Source organism: Saccharicrinis aurantiacus, assembly GCF_947489045.1.
In the GTDB taxonomy this organism is placed as follows: domain Bacteria; phylum Bacteroidota; class Bacteroidia; order Bacteroidales; family Marinilabiliaceae; genus Saccharicrinis; species Saccharicrinis aurantiacus.
Genome location: NZ_CANLCN010000004.1, coordinates 77238 through 95615, shown reverse-complemented (window position 1 = coordinate 95615; position 18378 = coordinate 77238). Strand labels below are relative to the sequence as shown.

General features: G+C 33.3%; 16 protein-coding genes. 7 read left to right on the top strand and 9 right to left on the bottom strand.

What is annotated here, in order from left to right; translation table 11 throughout:
- Window positions 1–82 precede the first annotated feature (82 nt).
- The 4 genes from QMO11_RS06430 to QMO11_RS06415 all read left to right on the top strand — a co-directional run bounded on the left by QMO11_RS06430 (window position 83) and on the right by QMO11_RS06415 (window position 5194).
- Window positions 83–1555: a glycoside hydrolase family 130 protein gene (locus tag QMO11_RS06430; RefSeq protein ID WP_282036538.1), complete on the top strand. Its 1473-nt coding sequence runs from the start codon at window positions 83–85 to the stop codon at window positions 1553–1555.
- Window positions 1556–2005: 450 nt separating this feature from the next.
- Entirely contained in the window at window positions 2006–3223 is a 1218-nt protein-coding gene (locus QMO11_RS06425; protein WP_282036537.1) for a cation:proton antiporter, read from the top strand.
- Window positions 3224–3656: 433 nt separating this feature from the next.
- Window positions 3657–4085 (top strand): Hsp20/alpha crystallin family protein, encoded by a 429-nt coding sequence (locus tag QMO11_RS06420; protein WP_075603135.1) that lies wholly within the window; start codon window positions 3657–3659, stop codon window positions 4083–4085.
- Between the two features lie 122 nt (window positions 4086–4207).
- Entirely contained in the window at window positions 4208–5194 is a 987-nt protein-coding gene (locus QMO11_RS06415) for a GTP pyrophosphokinase (RefSeq protein ID WP_282036536.1), read from the top strand.
- 29 nt (window positions 5195–5223) lie between these two features.
- Here QMO11_RS06415 and QMO11_RS06410 read toward each other — a convergent pair whose 3' ends face one another.
- The 9 genes from QMO11_RS06410 to QMO11_RS06370 form a co-directional block, all read right to left on the bottom strand.
- On the bottom strand, window positions 5224–6240 hold the full coding sequence (locus tag QMO11_RS06410) for a glycosyltransferase family 4 protein (RefSeq protein WP_075603137.1): 1017 nt from the start codon (window positions 6238–6240) through the stop codon (window positions 5224–5226).
- Window positions 6241–6392: 152 nt separating this feature from the next.
- Window positions 6393–7319: a glycoside hydrolase family 130 protein gene (locus QMO11_RS06405; RefSeq protein WP_075603138.1), complete on the bottom strand. Its 927-nt coding sequence runs from the start codon at window positions 7317–7319 to the stop codon at window positions 6393–6395.
- Window positions 7320–7331: 12 nt separating this feature from the next.
- Window positions 7332–9614 (bottom strand): glycosyltransferase family 4 protein, encoded by a 2283-nt coding sequence (locus tag QMO11_RS06400; protein ID WP_075603139.1) that lies wholly within the window; start codon window positions 9612–9614, stop codon window positions 7332–7334.
- 83 nt (window positions 9615–9697) lie between these two features.
- Window positions 9698–9820, bottom strand: a complete 123-nt coding sequence (locus tag QMO11_RS06395; protein ID WP_262506914.1) for a hypothetical protein — start codon at window positions 9818–9820, stop codon at window positions 9698–9700.
- A gap of 30 nt (window positions 9821–9850) precedes the next feature.
- Window positions 9851–10627 carry a sensor histidine kinase gene (locus QMO11_RS06390; protein ID WP_075603140.1) on the bottom strand — a complete coding sequence of 259 codons (777 nt, stop codon included), beginning with the start codon at window positions 10625–10627 and terminating at the stop codon, window positions 9851–9853.
- A 46-nt stretch (window positions 10628–10673) separates the two neighbouring features.
- A complete protein-coding gene (locus QMO11_RS06385) occupies window positions 10674–11018 on the bottom strand; it encodes a cupin domain-containing protein (RefSeq protein ID WP_075603141.1) in 345 nt (114 codons plus the stop codon).
- 107 nt (window positions 11019–11125) lie between these two features.
- Window positions 11126–12601 carry a B12-binding domain-containing radical SAM protein gene (locus tag QMO11_RS06380; protein ID WP_075603142.1) on the bottom strand — a complete coding sequence of 492 codons (1476 nt, stop codon included), beginning with the start codon at window positions 12599–12601 and terminating at the stop codon, window positions 11126–11128.
- Between the two features lie 90 nt (window positions 12602–12691).
- Entirely contained in the window at window positions 12692–13249 is a 558-nt protein-coding gene (locus QMO11_RS06375) for a helix-turn-helix domain-containing protein (protein WP_282036535.1), read from the bottom strand.
- A gap of 1507 nt (window positions 13250–14756) precedes the next feature.
- Window positions 14757–14993 carry a DUF4248 domain-containing protein gene (locus tag QMO11_RS06370; RefSeq protein ID WP_282036534.1) on the bottom strand — a complete coding sequence of 79 codons (237 nt, stop codon included), beginning with the start codon at window positions 14991–14993 and terminating at the stop codon, window positions 14757–14759.
- 341 nt (window positions 14994–15334) lie between these two features.
- On the opposite strand from QMO11_RS06370, the gene QMO11_RS06365 reads away from it, so the two are divergent.
- From QMO11_RS06365 to QMO11_RS06355, 3 genes are all read left to right on the top strand, one after another.
- The gene (locus QMO11_RS06365; RefSeq protein WP_068473093.1) at window positions 15335–15616 is read left to right on the top strand and encodes a helix-turn-helix domain-containing protein; all 282 of its coding nucleotides are present in this window, start codon (window positions 15335–15337) and stop codon (window positions 15614–15616) included.
- Window positions 15617–15651: 35 nt separating this feature from the next.
- Entirely contained in the window at window positions 15652–17007 is a 1356-nt protein-coding gene (locus tag QMO11_RS06360; protein ID WP_068473096.1) for a DUF3987 domain-containing protein, read from the top strand.
- A gap of 281 nt (window positions 17008–17288) precedes the next feature.
- Complete coding sequence (locus QMO11_RS06355) at window positions 17289–18260, top strand: DUF6371 domain-containing protein (RefSeq protein WP_282036533.1); 972 nt, start codon at window positions 17289–17291, stop codon at window positions 18258–18260.
- Window positions 18261–18378 lie beyond the last annotated feature (118 nt).

Below are 18378 nucleotides of genomic sequence, written 5' to 3'. Positions count from 1 at the left end.
TTGGTATAAGCAATTAATTACCTGTAATAAAGCTTTTTGTTCAATTATAATCAGTACCTTCTATATCTAAAGAATACTCCAAATGAAGGTATCTGTAAATAGAAAAGACATCACTTTTAGTCCAGACCCTAGTAGGGTAATTGCACGTTTTATGTTTACAAGTGAAGAGCGAGCTATTAAGATCATACGTTATGTTTTAAATATGAATGAAAATGACGCTTCATTTGCCTTGCAACAGACCTTAAGGGATTACTCGATGCGACATAGAAATATTTCTAAAATATTTGAGAAACATTTTAATAGAGTTTTACACGTATTAACGTTCATGCAAATAGATCCTGATACAATTGAGTACGCTAGTAAAATATTAATTGGGTCTTTTTTTACAATGGAGTATTCCATAGAATCAGCAGCTTTTTTTAATCCATCTATGGTCGACCATCCCGACCAAACAGAAATAGCGCATGGTCATAAAAGAGTAATTCTTAGCTTTAGAGCTACAGGAGAAGGTCATATCTCGTCTATAGTATTTAGAACTGGGGTGCTGAGTGAAAACGACCATATTACGCTTGAGCCAACAGGTAATTTACTAGAGGAGGCCGAATCTATTTGGAGGTTCAATTATAACAAGGAAGATTTTGCCCGTAAAATTGAAGAAATGCAAGATTTTCATAGCATTATACCTCCTGAATTAATTTTAGACAAACTGAACAATCAATTTACTTACGGGGAATTGCATAAATGTATCAGAGAAACAAGGACATCTGTGCACTTGGCAAAAGATAAAGAACACCTTTACAATCAAATAATATGGTTGGCATCATCGCATTACGAACTTCAATTCTCGTTAGATACAAATATATCCGAAAGAGTAATATTTCCTGTATCAGCCAACGAAAAAAATGGAATTGAAGATGCACGATTTGTTAAATTTAAAGATGAAGATAATAAAGTAACCTACTATGCCACCTACACAGCATTTGACGGAACTACCATTTTGCCTAAACTACTAGAAACCGAAGACTTCTATCATTTTAAGGTAAGTCCGTTGCACGGTGAAATTGCTCAAAATAAAGGTATGGCTTTGTTTCCTCGAAAAGTTAATGGAAAATATGCTATGCTTTGCAGAATAGATGGCGTTAATAATTACATTGCTTTTTCGGATAATATTACCATTTGGAGAGAAGCAGAAATATTACAACAACCCAAATACTCATGGGAACTTATTCAGATTGGGAATTGCGGTTCTCCTATTGAAACGGAAGAAGGATGGTTGGTAATAACCCATGGTGTTGGCCCAATGCGCGAGTATGTATTAGGTGCGGCATTGTATGATTTAAATAATCCTGAAATTGAAATAGGAAGATCTAAAACACCACTTTTAATACCAAATTCAGAAGAAAGAGAAGGTTATGTACCGAACGTAGTATATTCATGTGGTTCAATGGTGCACAATGGTGAATTAATTATACCATACGCCATGTCAGACTATTCGTCTACGTATGCAACAGTAAATCTTAAAGAACTTCTTGATGAGTTAAGTGGTTCTATGTAAGTGTACTGCCTTGGAAGTGTATTATGATATGGCCTGTATTAGGTTTAATATATATTATCCCTATATACATTCATCTAGTTTTGAGTTAACACATATTACATATTTCTATAGAAAACCTAATGTTTTTGTATGTATTGATAGCAATATTAAAGTTCTCTGGCCGATATACTTATTAGTGTTTTTTAGTTAAAAATTAAGCATTTATGTTATGTTGCAAAGCCGTAACTTATTGAAATTGTTTAATGTTGTACTGGGGCGAGAGTGATAAATTGATTATCAGTGGCAAAGTTCAATTTCTTATTGCTTAGCCATAGCTACGGAATGAAAATTTGCAAAAGAACAATAAAATAAAGGTATTACTCACATATTTTGGATGTAACTTTAATCAAACTTCATTAAGTAAAATTAATAGATAATCTAATTTTCTATTCACCATTTAATTCGTATTTAATGAATGTATTACTTGATATTGGGGTATTACTTATTCTTGGGTATACAGCAGGGTGGATGCTTAATAAAATTGGCCTTCCTAAAATTGTAGGTTATATTTTGGTTGGAGTGGCGTTAAGTCCTAATACATCACATTTAATAGGGCAAGATACAATAGAAACAACAAAACCTTTAATGGATATCTGTTTGGCTTTTATCGCATTTGAAGTTGGTGGAGCTTTAAAGTGGTCCAAGATAAAGATACACGAAAAGGAGATAGTTAATATTACCGTATTGGCTAGTATAATTCCATTTATATTGATTGCTCTAACTGTATTTATTTTCGGTGTAATTTTTCCTTCACTATTACCTTTTGGTTCAATAGGGAATTTATCATTAGCTTTATTATTAGGTGTGTTGGCCAGTCCTACAGCTCCTGCTGCAACTTTAGCTGTAATACATCAATATAAAGCTAAAGGAAAGGTAACAGATACAATTCTAGGTGTAGTGGCTTTAGATGATGCGGTGGGTATTATTTTATTTAGTATTGTAATCAGTATACTATCCATGTTTTTGGGTGACCATAAAATGGTTGAAAATGCTCATTTAAATGCCGTATACCGTATATCAATGGCTATGTTTTTGGGAGCAGGAATAGCCTTGTTAATGAATTTGCTTTCAAAAATGTTGCAAATTAAAACTGAAGGGCAATGGATTGTTATTATTACTTCAATGCTTATTCTATGTTTGGGAACTTCTAAGCTTCTGCAGGTGGATGAATTACTTGCGAATATGACTTTGGGGCTTATGATTGCGAATAGAAGTAATCAGCATACAAAAATATTTAAGGTTGTTGAGCGATATACTGAAGAATTGATATTTCTTATTTTTTTCCTATTAAGCGGTTTACACCTCGATTTTACAACTATACCGCAGTCTATATTTTTAATAAGTATTTTTGTGGGACTTCGAATTGTAGGTAAATATATTGGAGTAAATATAGGCGCACGTGCTGCTAAGGCCGATACCTCAATACGCAAGTACACTGCCGGTGGATTATTGCCTCAGGCAGGTGTTGTAATCGGATTAGTACTTAGTATTAGTCAGAACGAAATCTTTTCAGATATTTCTGAAGTACTTTTAACGACCATAATAGGTGCTACAATTATTAATGAATTAATTGGACCTATTATCACAAAGCTTACCTTAAAAAAAGCTGGAGAAATAAAAAATGAGTAATCACTTCAATTTTTAACTGCTAAAATAGATCTATGCTATAGTAAGCTTTAATACTCCTAATAATGGATTTAGATACATTAAATGTGTGAATTATATAACTTATTATCAGTTATATGTAATGAGATGGATCTTGATTAAGCTTAACTTTATAATGCATGAATTATTATTAAGTTCCCAGCAAGTAAGGCTAGCAGCTATTAAAGGCAAATAATTATTCTGTTTGTTAGGGATTGTGAAATAAATAAAACTATTAGCAGATGAAAAATTTATTATATATCATATCCATGTTACTTTTCGTTATCTGGGGAATATTATATTTTGGTTTCGAGACTTCCGAAAATGTGAATATTCTACTGGTGGTAGCGGGTATGGTTATACTTGCAAGAATAATTTTTGATAAAAAATTGTAGTATTAACTTTAAATATAGACGACATGTTTCCAAAATTGAAAAATGCAACATTACACCCAGGCTGGACTGATGATTATTTTTCAGGTTCGTTATGGGCAGATGACAAGTATAGTGTAGGTGTTTATATACCAGCTGTTAATGTTAAAGAAGATGAGAATAAGTTTGATATTGAAGTTGCCGCTCCTGGTATGGAGAAGAAAGATTTTAAGATTGAACTGAATCACAACGTACTGACTATTTCTTCAGAAAACATGAATAAAAAAGAGGATGATACTGAAAAAATAACCAGAAGAGAATTTTGCTACAGTTCATTTACTCGTTCATTCACATTGCCAAACAGTGTAAAAGATGATGGTATTAAAGCTTCCTATGTAAACGGTATTCTAGATATTAGTATCCCTAAGAAAGAAGAAGCCAAAGATAAAGGGCCAAAACGAATAGCAATAGCATAAAAAAAGTTCCTGAATAAGGAACTTTTTGCTGCAAGAATAGCTTAGTAATGATTTTTTAGGAATAAATTTCTTTTCTAAGCTCGAGAACTAGAATTTCTTATTGCAATTGAAAACACCAAAATATGAATGTTTTAGAGGGTAAAATTATTGAGTTTAAGGAGCAATATGAAGCTAATAATGAATACTACCAGTCAGCATTAACATTTCTAATAGATCAAATAGGCTCCATTAAAGGTGTTGAGTCCATTTCAGGAAGAGTTAAGGATTTCCAAGAAAGCATTACCAAATTTGAAAGAAAATACTTACCCAATATTACTTCAGAGAATACCACTTACAAAATAATCGACTATTTATCTGATTTTATAGGTATCAGAGTAATCTGTTATTATTTAGAAGATGTAGAAAAAATAAGAAAAGAGTTATACAAAACATTTCACGAGGTAGATATTACTGATAAAACTTTACTGTTAGAAAAAACCGAGGATAAATTTGGTTACAAAAGTCTTCATCTAGATTTAAAGTTAAAGAAGAATGGGAGCAGAGTTTCTGAAAGCAACATGTATTATAAGTTGCAATTTGAACTACAAATACGAACAATTATTCAGGATGCTTGGAGTGTTTTAGATCATAAAATTAAATACAAAAAGAGCATACCGCATAGCCTTAAAAGAAGGATTAACCGACTTTCGGCCTTGTTTGAAATAGCCGACGATGAATTTCTTCATATAAAAGATGAGATAGCCTTGGAAGAAGATAGAATATCTGAGCGTATTCAGAAAGGTGCACATGTAGAACAGAATAAACCTTTGGATGTATTTAGCTTTTTGTTTGTTGCTTTAAAATATTTTCCTGAGTATAATTTTATTGAGTTTAAAGTAGATGGATTCGTTCAGGAAATACTTAGTATGCATAGGTTTATAACTGAGAGCGAACTCAACGAGGCATTGCTTAATTATTTAGCTAAAACAGGTTTAATTGCAGAGAAAGAAAAGAGGGGCTTAAATCCTTATAATAAAATTAGGTATTGCTTATACTTGAGCAACGTTAAGCTATTTAATCATATACTATCTGCTTATCAAAAACAGATAGTGCATCATTTAATATTATAGAGACAGAATGGTCCTAATGGATCAGCACATCAATTTTCTCCATAGCATATTTGGTTATATACTTTTAAGTAGCCTTCTATCATTTTTTGTTGGCTAAACATAGATGCTACCCATTTAGTACAATCACCTCTGTTGATGTCGTGAATTTGTGCTGTGGCATCAACTGCTTCATCAATATTAGTAACAAGAAATCCGGTTTTCTCATGAAGTATTAACTCGGGCATAGAGCCTTTGTTAAAGGCAATAACGGGAGTGCCACAAGCCATGGCTTCTATCACACTTAGGCCAAAAGGTTCGTTAAAGCTTATGGGATGTAAGAGGGCACATGCTTGGCTTAATAATTCTAGGCGTTGCGTAGGACCCGAATTCCCTACGTACACTATATCTTCATTATTAATATACGGTTTTACCTTTTGGTTAAAGTACTCTTGATCTTGTATAAAACCAGCTATAATAAGTTTTCGTTTGGTTTTTTTTGCAATCTTAATAGCTTCGTAAGTACCTTTATCAGGATGGATTCTTCCAAAAAACAACAAGTAATCATCAGGCTCACCTTTAAAAATAAATTCGTTAATGTTTATTCCATTATATACAGTGGCTGTGTATTTAAGATCAGGATTACGATCAGAATCGCTTATTGAAATATAATGGCTCGAATTATTATATTTTTTGTACACCGGAATTATTTTTGGCGAAGAAAAACCATGGATAGTGGTAACAATTGGTGTTTTAATAAGGCGAGAATAACTCAAGGGTAAAAAGTCGAAATTATTATGAATAATATCAAACTGGTCGGCCTGTTCCATTAAATTACTAATGTGTAAACACTCTGCTACTTTAGGATCTACACTAGAATCCTCGGCATACGCATGTTCGCATACCGATAGCAATTTGCCTTTGGTTTGGGAGTTTCCCGTTGCAAATAAGCTTACATCCATACCTTTTTCAATTAAACCTTCTGCTATATTTGAAGCAACTTGTTCCCACGGTCCATATCTCAAAGGTGGTGTACGCCATGCTATTGGTGCTAGTATCGCTATTTTCATCTGATTATAATTTTAAGGTTAAATAGTAATTGAATCAACTTTTTACATAGAATCGCTTGTGTAAGAAATATGACTCTTGCTTTATTAATTAGTAGTAGGCCAATAATGATAATATATCAGCCTGATAGCTGTATTATTTAAGTTTATAGCGTTTACATTGCAGGTCTACTGCTTGTTAAGCAATGATCAACTAAAGATTCAATGTACGCAGTTCCTACACACATTACGCTATCGGCACCTCCCCAATATATTTTCACACTTCCATCATCTTCAGCAACTGCACCGCAACAGAACACTACATTATGCACATAACCTACCAACTCGTACTGCTCTTCTGGCTGCAAAATCCAGTCATCTCCAACAGCTATAATCTGAGACGGATCGTTTATGTCATGTAATGCTACCCCTAAGCGGTAAACACTTCCATCCATGGTAGGGAAAACACCATGATATATATTTAACCAGCCTCTAGGTGTTTTTATGGGAGTTGCCCCGGGACCTATTTTCATTTCATCCCAATGATATTGCAAGGGTTTCATAATTAGTTTCGATTCTCCCCAGAATTTTAAATCTGGAGAATAGGATATCCAGATCGACCATGGTGATATTTCAGAATGAGGACGATCGAGACGTGCATAAAGGCCATTAATTTTCTCAGGAAAAAGTACCACATTTCGGTAATCGGCCTCAGTTATTAGCGAGAACCTTTCAATTGTTTCAAAATCTTTGGTTTTGGCTAAGCCTATGCGTACACCATGTTTTGAATATGCGCTGTAGCTTATTAAGTATTCATCATCAATTAACGCGATTCGCGGATCTTCAATTCCATAGGCTTCGTATTCTTTAAATTCACCTTGAGTTGCAGGTGTCATAAAAGGAGCATTGTCTACCTTAAAAGTATACCCATCTGTGCTTGTGGCTTTACCTAAAATGCTTCTTCCATTAGGCTTGTGCGATCTAAATATCATAATATACAAACCCTGATGCTTTACCACAGCAGCATTATGTACTGTTGCTACTGGATAAGGAACATCATCTTTAGTAAGAATAGGATTGTTGTTATATCGTTTAACTAACATGATTATATATTATTAAGCATCTGTTGTTTCAAATGATGTTTTCTTGATATAAGAAATAGATTCGTCATGTTTATGAAACTCTTCATAAGCTTGCAAAACAGTTAAATGAGAAATAAGATAAGCTAGGGAACTTTCGGCACCTTGGTTACGATTAACGCCATAGCTTTCAAATCCATCGCAACAACCATTGGTTTCAAAATCGTACAAACTCATTCTAAGATCATTCTCCCCTAAGAACCATAAAAACGAAGTGTATAGCTTGTTAAGGTATTCTTTGTTTTTGGTAACTAAGTAAGCTTGATGATACATTAAAACCATGGCCATAGCATCCACAGGTTGTTGGGCATATACCGAACGATGCTCATCTTTTTTATACCATTTTTCGTTACCAATAACCGATAAGTAGCTTTCGGTGAGCGTATGCGAAGTCAGAAAATCCATACTACTAATGGCTACCTCCAATACACTATCATCATTTAAATATTTCGAAGCATGAAAAAGGGATAAAGGCAAAATACCATTGTCGTAGGTTAACAAAGGTTCAAACCAATCCCAGTTTTTCGATTTATTTTGTTTGTAGTGCATCATTAGCTTCTGCGTCATAGCTCTTAATCTTTCGATTAGTGCATCATCTCCGGGGTTTGTTTCGAGGTAATAGCACAACCCAATTATTGTATTTGCAATGCTTCGGATTGCTGTTAATTTGTCGAAATGAGGAGCTGCATTAAAAAATATTTCTCTGCCCGTTTGGTAATAGGCATCATTGGGCGCATTAGCCATTAAATAACCCAAAGCCCAAATAGTGCGTCCAAAAGAATCCTCAGACCCTACTTCGTCTAAATAATTTCTATTGAAGCTTAAAAAGTTCCTAAAAGTTCCATCATTGTTTTGCATATAATGGATATAGCTTAAGTAGATTGGGCACAATTCCAAAGCCTGTTCATCTTTTATTTGGCGATAACTCATTAATGCCATCAATAAAGCACGAGCATTATCATCTAAACAATACCCTTCTTTTAGGTTGGGGATACCAAATTTTGCATGCTGTATTATACCCGTATCATCCGTTAAACGATTAATGTGAGCAAGTGAAAAGGGTGGCATAATAAGCAGATCTAATATGGTATCTTTTTTTTCAACTTTGCCAGTATTATTTTTAATAGCTAGCTGTAAAAGGTTAATATATTTTATGCCCGTTAAGGGCCAGGTAATACTTTTCCCATATTCTGAGGCTTTACTTTTAAGTAGCTTGAGTTCTGAAGGATGATCAAACAAATCATTTGCCTGGATAGCCAAAGCTTCAGCGTCGTTAAAATCAAATAGTTTACCTCTGCCATTGGCTAATAATTCTTCGGCATGCCAATAAGGTGTTGAAATTACGGCAGATCCCACACCTACTGCATAAGAAAGGGTTCCGCTAGTAATCTGAGCCTTGTTTGTATAAGGTGTTATATAAATATCGGCAGCTGCTAAGTATTTAAAGAGATCATTTACATCTAAAAACTCATTTATAAATACTACATGTTCTTCTAAATGAAGGCTTTTAATAAGGCGCATTAAATATATTCGATATTCTTCGCCAGAATATTTTAATATATTGGGGTGAGTTTTTCCTAATACCATGTAAACAACATTGGCATGTTTTTTAATTATAGCTGGCAAAGCCTTAATTACGGTTTCTATACCTTTATTGCGACCAACGAAACCAAAAGTCATCAGCATTCTTTTGTTATCGAGTTTTAACTCCTTCTTAGACTGCTTTGCGTTGAATTTAATATCAGGCACCCCATGATCTATAAATTCAATTTTCTCTGCAGTAACATCATAAATACTGGTTAAGAAATCGATGGCCTTATGACTCATCACCACAATTTTTTGTGCCATCTTACATATGGCTGCTAAAATGGCCCTTTCGTTATAACTAGGTGTTTCTAAAATAGTATGTAGTGTTACAACTAGAGGAATCTCAAGTCGGTGCAGTAGGGGTAGAATGTAAACACCACTTTGTCCGCCAAATATACCAAATTCGTGCTCTAGCACACAAGCGTCGGCACCACTATGATTGATGAATTTTGCAGCTTGTAAATAATCTTCTTGGCGTTCTTGCCTAATAATTTGTTTAACCTCTTTGGGGTATTTGTAGGTGTTTGTATAATCATTCATTGCCACTACAAATCCTTCGTTTGTAAATTCAGATTTTTTATTATTGTTTACAATTGAATTATACAGGTCGTGTGTAAATGCACCAATACCACATTCGCGTGGTGGATAGGTGCCTATAAATGCAATTTTCATAACGTAAAAATTAGTACCATTACACAAATGCAATGGTTGTTTATTTTGGAGTATGTGTGGCCAAGTTTGATGCTTATTTATACTTATTGTACTTCAGTTTTATTTGCTTTTGCTTTTCGTTTGGCTTCCTTGGCAGCACGTTTCTCTTTTAAGTTTTTTGCAGGAGCCTTTTTGTTGTTTTTTTTACTTTCTTTATCTTTTGACATAACCTATGTATTAACATTATTAATTGTTTACTATTGAGGCGATACAGGTAGCGTGAATTTTATTTCACTGCCCTGATTCATATTATCAGCGTTCCATATTTTTCCCATGTGCAGTCCTATAAACTCTTTGCATAGCTTTAGTCCAAAGCCAGTGCCTGCTTCTCCATTGGTACCCAGCGACGATTCGTTGTTTTTAGTGCTGGTTAAGGTGCTCATCATTTCAGTATTAATCCCAACTCCATAATCTTTTATGGTAACCTCTAAAAAATCATCATTCTTTGCCGACATAATTTCAATATGCCCATATTCAAAAGAGAATTTGATGGCATTATTTATTAGGTTACGCAGTATGCTTTTAACCATGTTTTTATCAGCATAAATTTCTACTTCTTCAGAAACCTTAGAGTTTATACCTATGTGCTTTTGGGAGGCATATAATTTAATGTTCTTCATTTCATCAACTAAAATGTCATTAAAAACAAAATATTCGGGTTGGTATGATTTGCCTATATTTTTAGAGTTAGCCCATTCAAGGAGATTGTCGAGCATGGATGCTGTATTATCGGCCGCCTGTAATGAGAAAGTGATGTATTGTTTAATTTTGATTGTATCTAAATCAAGTATTTCGTCCTTTAAGAGACTCAAAAAACTGATAGTTGTGCTCATCTGATTTTTCAAGTCATGCCCAATTATTGCCAAAAGCTTTTTATTTCGAGCTATTAGTTCATTCTGTTTTTGCTTATGCTGTTTTTTAAGCTGAAAAATTATTGATTTTTCAGATGTTTTTATGGTGTTCTGGTTTTTCATCTGTCTATTATTAGCTGTATTAATTGATCAGATTCTTACTACTTTGTCATATTGATTCGTAACCGCTTTTAATTACAGTAGAAATCATTTTAAATCGCCCCTTGGCTATTATGTTATTAGAAGTGTGGGCCGGAATTATTATTCCCTCACCCGTATTAAGCATGTTCGATTTTTTATCAATAATAATTTCTGCAGTACCTTCGATAATTTGAATAAAGGTATCGAAGGGAGAAGTTTTTTCGGCCAATGCTTCGCCTGTATCAATAGCAACTACATTTACATTCCCCGTTGTTTTACGAATAATAGTTTTGCTCACCACCGAATTTGAAATGTATTCGATAATTTCAATTAAAATGTGAGATTTCGCTTTTTCAATTTCTGGAGTTTGCATAGATGCCTATTTAAGTAATTAAAGGTATCTTATTGTAAAAGCCAATGTATTATACAATTGAATGTTTTATTTACATCATTCACACATTTTTTAATAGAGGCATTTATTTATAGTCCATAAACAATTCTAAAATGGTAACCATACACTGCAAAGGTAATTGCATCTATAAGTAGCGTCGGTTTTTTAAACAAGGTCCATGCCAGTAGTTTCCAATACTCCATTCTTCCCTTGTCGATAATACCAATTAAATAAACAGATTTAAAGAACGCACCTAATAGCGAAAAATTAATTCTTTTTTGATTGTAATTATTATGCTTATAGGTTGCAAATAATTGCCTTACCCTTTTGTAATAGGGTTTAGATGCATAAATGGAACGGATAATTTTTTTGTACCCTAATATTAATTCATCATAGTCCATATTTGGGATAAAATTAATGGAAGAATCAGTATTGTTTCCAGTTGACTCATTTGTTAATCTGTTTTCTGCGTATAAACGATGATACAATAGTGTGTTTTTAGGGGCATTTAATAAACCTACCATTGCCGAAACAATGCCGCTTTTTTGAATAAAGTCTATTTGTCGCTCAAAAATACTAGGGGTATCGCTGTCGAATCCTACAATAAAACCTCCTGAAACTTGTAGTCCGGCTTTTTGAATGGCCTGTATGGATTGTATTAAGTCTCTATTTTTATTTTGTGTTTTATTACAATGATGCAGCGATACTTCATCAGGCGTTTCTATACCTATAAAGGTAGATGTAAAACCACTTGCCGCCATAAGAGCGAGCATTTCTTTATCATCGGCCAAGTTTATGGTGCTTTGTATGTTAAAAACAAATGGATACTTTCGCTTGTGCATCCATTGTTTTATCTTGGGTAGATACGCCAATTTTATTTCCTTTTTATTACCAATAAAATTATCATCAACAATAGAGACAGAACCACGCCAGTTAAGCTTATATAGCGTTTCAAGTTCTTTGAGGAACTGAATTGGACTTTTCATTCTAACCTGATGCCCTAATAGAGAGGTTATTTCGCAAAAATCGCACGAAAAAGGACAGCCTCTCGAAATTTGCACATTCATAAAGGCGTATTTTTTCATATCTAATAAATGATAATCTGGTATTGGTGTTAAATTAAGGTTTGCATGTTTATCGGTTTGGTATACTGGTTTAAGGTTCCCAATGGATAAATCGGCCATAAAAATAGGTAAGGTAATCTCGGCTTCATTCAGCACAAAATAATCTATATGCGGATAGTTTTTATATTCTTGGGTAAAGAGAGGACCCCCTGCTACCATGGGTTTATTTAGTTTTTTACATTTTTCTATTATGTAATTAACCGATTGTTTTTGAATGTACATTGCACTGATAAAAACATAATCGGCCCACAAAATGTCTTCGTCTTTTAACGAAGTTACATTCATATCAATCAACTTTTTTTGCCATGTGGATGGGAGTAATGCCGAAACGGTAATTAAGCCAAGCGGTGGAACTGCTGCTTTTTTTGAAATAAACTTAAGTGCATGCTTAAAGCTCCAGAAGGAATCTGGATATTGGGGGTAAATTAATAATATATTCATACAATCTATCTGTTGTTTAACTACATTTAGATGTAGTTAAAATTGGATAGAAAAGTTCGTAACATAGTACTTAAATAGTATTATAATATTCTATGAAATATTTACATCATTCACATCTTCAAGTGTGTCGCGCCTTTTGTTTTTCATAATTTTAAAGCTCGATGGGGTGAGACCAGTAATTTTTTTAAATTGATTAGATAAGTGAGCCACACTGCTATAATGCATTTTATAAGCTATTTCTGATAAATTAAGCTCATCATAAACAATGAGTTCTTTTACCCTTTCAATTTTGTGGGCGAGATAGAATTTTTCGATGGTTATACCGTTTACTTCTGAGAATAGATTAGCCATATAGGTATAGTTGTGATTAAGTTTTTCGCTTAAATAATCAGATAGGTTAACCTTTATCTGATCATCGGTATAATGCACCAATGCTATTATGGCATTTTTTATACTTTCAATCAGAATGCTTCTTTTATCATCCATCACAAGGAGTCCAGATTTTCTTAATTCTACATCTAGTTCCTTAATTTTATTGGCAGATAATTTGCCAATAATTTTTGCCTCTCCAATTTTTACATAAACATACGGCAGAGCTAATTTCTCAAGCACCGATTTTACTACTATTTGGCAGCGTATACAAACCATATTTTTAATGTAAATCTTCAACCTGTTGTAGCTTTGATGTATATTTTAAATGACTCATATAAAGGTACAACTAAAAAGACAATACTTTACCTAAAAACAAATGTTTATATAGTCCAAGTATAATAACATCGTGCAATTTGTTTAGTATTTTTTCTGCATTTTTTCTGCACACTTTTCTGCATAGAAAAAAACTATAAGTACTGACTTCTCTCCAAACCTAGTAAAAAGGATTGGAACCTAAAAATGGCTTTTTGTCAAGTTTTTTGAATAGAAAACTTGACGTTTGGAATTGAGAAGATTTAACGAGAGTAAATATTCGCAATATTACTCTCGTTATGTTTTGAAATGGAAGAACTACTCACTTTAGGAGAGTTAAACCTGATGTTTAAAAGAAATAAAATTTAGCTTATAAAGATCTCTTTATAATTATTCTCAATAATAAAAACTTCTTCTTTTGTAAGTTCTTCAAAATGATTTTCTCTCTTTTTATTTGATAATTTTCCTTTGCTTTGATTTAATAATTTAATAAGAAGGTCAACTTTTGTGTCCGGTAAATTAATAAAGGAATTTATTCTGTTAGTTAACATGAAAAACAATTACTTTCCATGAAAAACAATTATTAATTAAATGTTTTTATGAAAAGTAATTACAGAAGTGTTGGGTATCCTTTAAAGAGTAAGACTTAGAATAAGTGTTATTTATATTGTATTCCTTTGAAATATAGTTGTATACTATAATTTACCACATCCCTAGATACTAAATATTCAACAGGATTTGTCTGGCGTGCTCATATATTACGACAGCATTCTTAATATGAGGAGCAGATGAAATCAATAAACTATACCCTTGCAGGTATAATTAGCCTTGCATTGTGCTGAATTATACCCGAAAGGGTATTGCAAAGGAATTTATAGCCGCTCAAACTCCTCTTGACTAATGCAAAAGAGTTCTAATATAACCTCCAGTTCTTTATGTGTATAATAATGAGCACGTTTATTTTTGGTATGAAGACAAATTCAACTTTTTGGTTTTGAAGGCATAAAAAGATCATTCTTTAGCTTGGGTGATCAAAAGGCTTTAGATATTATTCTGCAATACTTTTATTTCTTTTCACAGAACTTAATTACTCCACTTACTACTTAAAATTTATTGTATAAAGACTGAATATACTCTTGGCACTTAACAATGTTATCGGTGAGCATGTCTTATATAAGCTAATTTACTATTGATACAAGGAGGATTTGCAAAAAGCACGCTCAGTTAAGCAAAAAGCAGTCTCAAAGTTCGATAAATATTAGCTGCAGTTTTTACTAAGTACTCTAAATATTATCTACAAAAAAGACAAAGTACTATAAAGCAAGTATGATATAGTCTGTATAATATCTAATTATACTCTACAAACGCTAAAAAGCATGAAAAAGCACTCAAAAGCAGTCTGATTATTGTATCAGATATTGCTTTTGAGCTTAATTTCGTGGCTTTTGAGGCTTTTTTTGTACCAAGGGGCTTATAGTTTTTCAAATTCCTCTGCTTCAATACAGAAATGTTCTAGTATTACCTCCAATTCTTTGTGAGTATAATAGTGAGTACGTCTATTTCTGCTGATCATATTAAGCTTATTTTGCAAATTTGGAGATAGTTTTATCTCTTTTCTGAGTAGCTGCATGGCAGCATTATTATTTGAGCTTTGAGGAAATAACTTTTCTGCTAATTCTTGCTTTAAAATTGTTCTTTTAAATGTCATATTTCGGTTCTTATTTCTTGGTTCTAATGTCAATTATAAAGAAATAAAGTGTAATAAAAAAGCAATACAAACAAATGCTAACATATATTAATATCTCTGAATATCAGATGGTAACAAATGGTAATATATAGTACTAAAAGGTAATAAGCCTTTTTTTTGATGTAGTCAATATTATTCAATTTCGCTCAAATAATCACATCTAAATAACCAAAAATACGATACGCTAAAATGCTTTAAATTCTTCTACGATTTGACAAGTTTTAATTCAATATTCCTATTGCGTTGTGTTGCTTAGGTTTGAATTATCATAAAACATAAAAACAAATTAAAAATAGTTGAAAATGAGCAAAACAGTAGTAATAGTAGATGAGCATCTTTTTAATAAGCTAATGGGTAAAATTGATCACTTGAATGATAAGATAGAAAGTATTAGTGTGTCGAAGAATGATGGCTTTAAGGATCGTTGGTATGTAACAGAGGAGGTGTGTAAACTGTTAAATGTAAGTAGGCGTACTTTGCAAAATATGCGCGATAATAAAGTGATAGCGTATAAAAAAACCGGGCGTAAGATTTATTATAAAGCCTCCGATATAGAGACCTATCTCGAAAGTATTGATGCGTAAATTTCTTCTTGTATTAGTATGTAAAAAGTAATTTTATGAATTTAAATAAAGAAGATAGCACAGAGCTAGGGAAAGCACACCTTACTTACGGTAAACTCTCTATAGATCAGGCCAACATCCGATTAAAACAAGAAGGGGAATCAGAGTTTCCTTTGGGAGTATTTTCTAAGTTTATTCAGGATACCATACTTGAATTGTATGATAATGGAAATTATAACATCGATTACACCTCGGTAAGTGTTTTAACAGCCCTGGCAGGTATAATTGGCAATTCTTTTCATCTGCGTAAGCATATTGAATGGTGCGAGAATCCATCCATGTGGGTGGTATTGGTCGGTAAATCAGGACAAAATAAAAGTGCTCCTTTAAAAACAGCTTTTAAAGCTGTGAAGAATCAGCAAAAACAGTTTGATAAGGAATACGAATCAGCGATAGCTAATTTTGATCCGGATGCTGGGCATAAAAAGCCCACAAAAAGAAAGCTATATTCCACAGATCCAACATTTGAGGCACTGATAAATATGCACAAACAAAATCCCAATGGATTGATTTTGATGCCCGATGAATTTAAGAGTTTCATTCTTAATTTAATTGGATACAGCGGAGGCTCAAAGCAAAGTCAGTTTTTATCTATTTGGGATGGCGCTCCAATATCCTTGGATAGAAAAGAGGCAGAAAGTTCTTCCATTAGTATGCCATGCGTTTCAATTATAGGAAGCATTCAGGATGATGTTATTGCTTCCTTTAAGGCAAAGGATATTAAGGATGGTTTTTTCGAACGCATATTATTTGCTATTCCTTTAAAGATGGAAAAGAAATACATCAAAAGAACCAATCCAAATGATTATATAATTGAGCAATTTCATGCCCAAATGAAATCTTTCTTAGATACTGTATCCGAAAATGAAACTACCAAGGAGTTAATGCTTTCAGAGGGTGCAGAGGAACTTTTTATTACCGAAATAAATAAACATGTGAAACCTTCCAATAAGGATTCTACTATCTCGGGTATCTTATCAAAGTTAGATCGCTATATGTTACGATTTGCTTTGGTTTTGGAAGTATCGAATTGTTTTTTCGCCAATAAAGCCATTGATAAAGTAAGTCGCGATTCCATGAAAAGTGCCATAATGCTTAAGGATTACTTTTATGCGAATGCCCTAAAGTTGAATCATATGGTTTTAAATGTTTATGAGGATAATTCGAAAGAAGGAAAGGTACTTCGTATCATTAAAAAGATTGGAAAAAAGGAATTCACCAATAAAGAATTTATCCAGATAGCTGATCAAATAGGAATAGCTAAAGAATCATATGCTTATCAGTTATTAAGCAATACAAAGTTGGCACACAAAATACAAAAAGGCTTATACGAAACTGATATTCTTAATTAGTCTCTCCAATACAAAAACATCTTATCTGCTAGTTTACTTAAGGAAAATATACATACAACTCTGTAGAGTTTGTGGAGTTGTGGAGTTTTATTGATACACAGTGCTTTAGCTGTGTAGTTTGAGTGTAGTATGTGTGTAGTATGTGTGTAGTAGTGGAGTAAGTAATTTTTTTTCTGTGTAGTGAGTGGAGTTGTATGGAGTGTTAAGTGTTTGATAAACAAGCATTCTACACAACTCCACAAACTCCACAAAAACGTCTTACCTTTTTAATCTATCAACTTATGCGTTATTCATTGGAGAAGTATAAAGGTCGATCAACTCGCCATGATTGTCCAAGATGTCGACTAAGGGTATTTACCCGTTATGTGGATCATAAACTGAACAAATATTTATCTGATCATGTGGGGCGATGTAACCGGGTAGAGAAATGTGCCTACCATTTTACACCCAAAATGTACTTTGAGCAAAACGGATATATGGTAGATGATTCAGATCTATTTGTGCCCAGAGTAAAACCAATTAGTAAACCACCATCATGTATCGACAGAAAGCTGTTATTTGCCTCGTTAAGTCAATATCATAAAAACAATTTTGCCGTTGGTCTGAGTCGATATTTTCCACAAGCTTTGGTTATAGAGGTGTTACAAAAATATTATGTGGGCACAGCCAAAGGGAATAAAACTATTTTTTGGCAAGTGAACCGATTAGGGCAAGTGCGCACAGGTAAAGTGATGCAGTATAATGCAGCAACTTTAAAGCGTGTGGGTTATATAAATTGGGTGCATCATATTGTGAAGCAAAAAGATTTTAATTTGAAGCAGGTTTTCTTTGGGGCTCATTTATTGGCTGATGAATCCACTCCCGTTGCCATAGCCGAGGGTGAAAAGAATGCCATCTTCGGAGCCTTATATTATCCGCAATACAATTGGATCGCAGTAGGGTCGATTGAAATGCTGAACCTACAAAAGCTAAATGCGCTCAAAGCTTACCAGGTCACTTTATTTCCTGATAAAGGAAAAGCATTTAAAAAGTGGAGCACTATTGCTCATAAGGCAAGTTTTGATGTAAGTGTTAATAGCATTTTAGAAGATACTAATTTAAACGAAGGTGATGATATAGCAGATCTAGTTATCGCCATCAAAAAGGATCGGTACAAAAGAAGCCCAGAAGCTATCGTAGACGCTTTTGTAGCTAAGAATAAAAATTTAAAAGGGTTGATGGATAAATTTGGTTTGGTGATTAATGCAGGTTAAATGCCTGTAGGATATATTTTGACACTTTGTTGATGTAAAATTTAAAGGTTGCAAATTGAGATGTATCACTTTGGCAGCCCAACATATTTGTTATATTTATTCGCTTAAAACCATCATA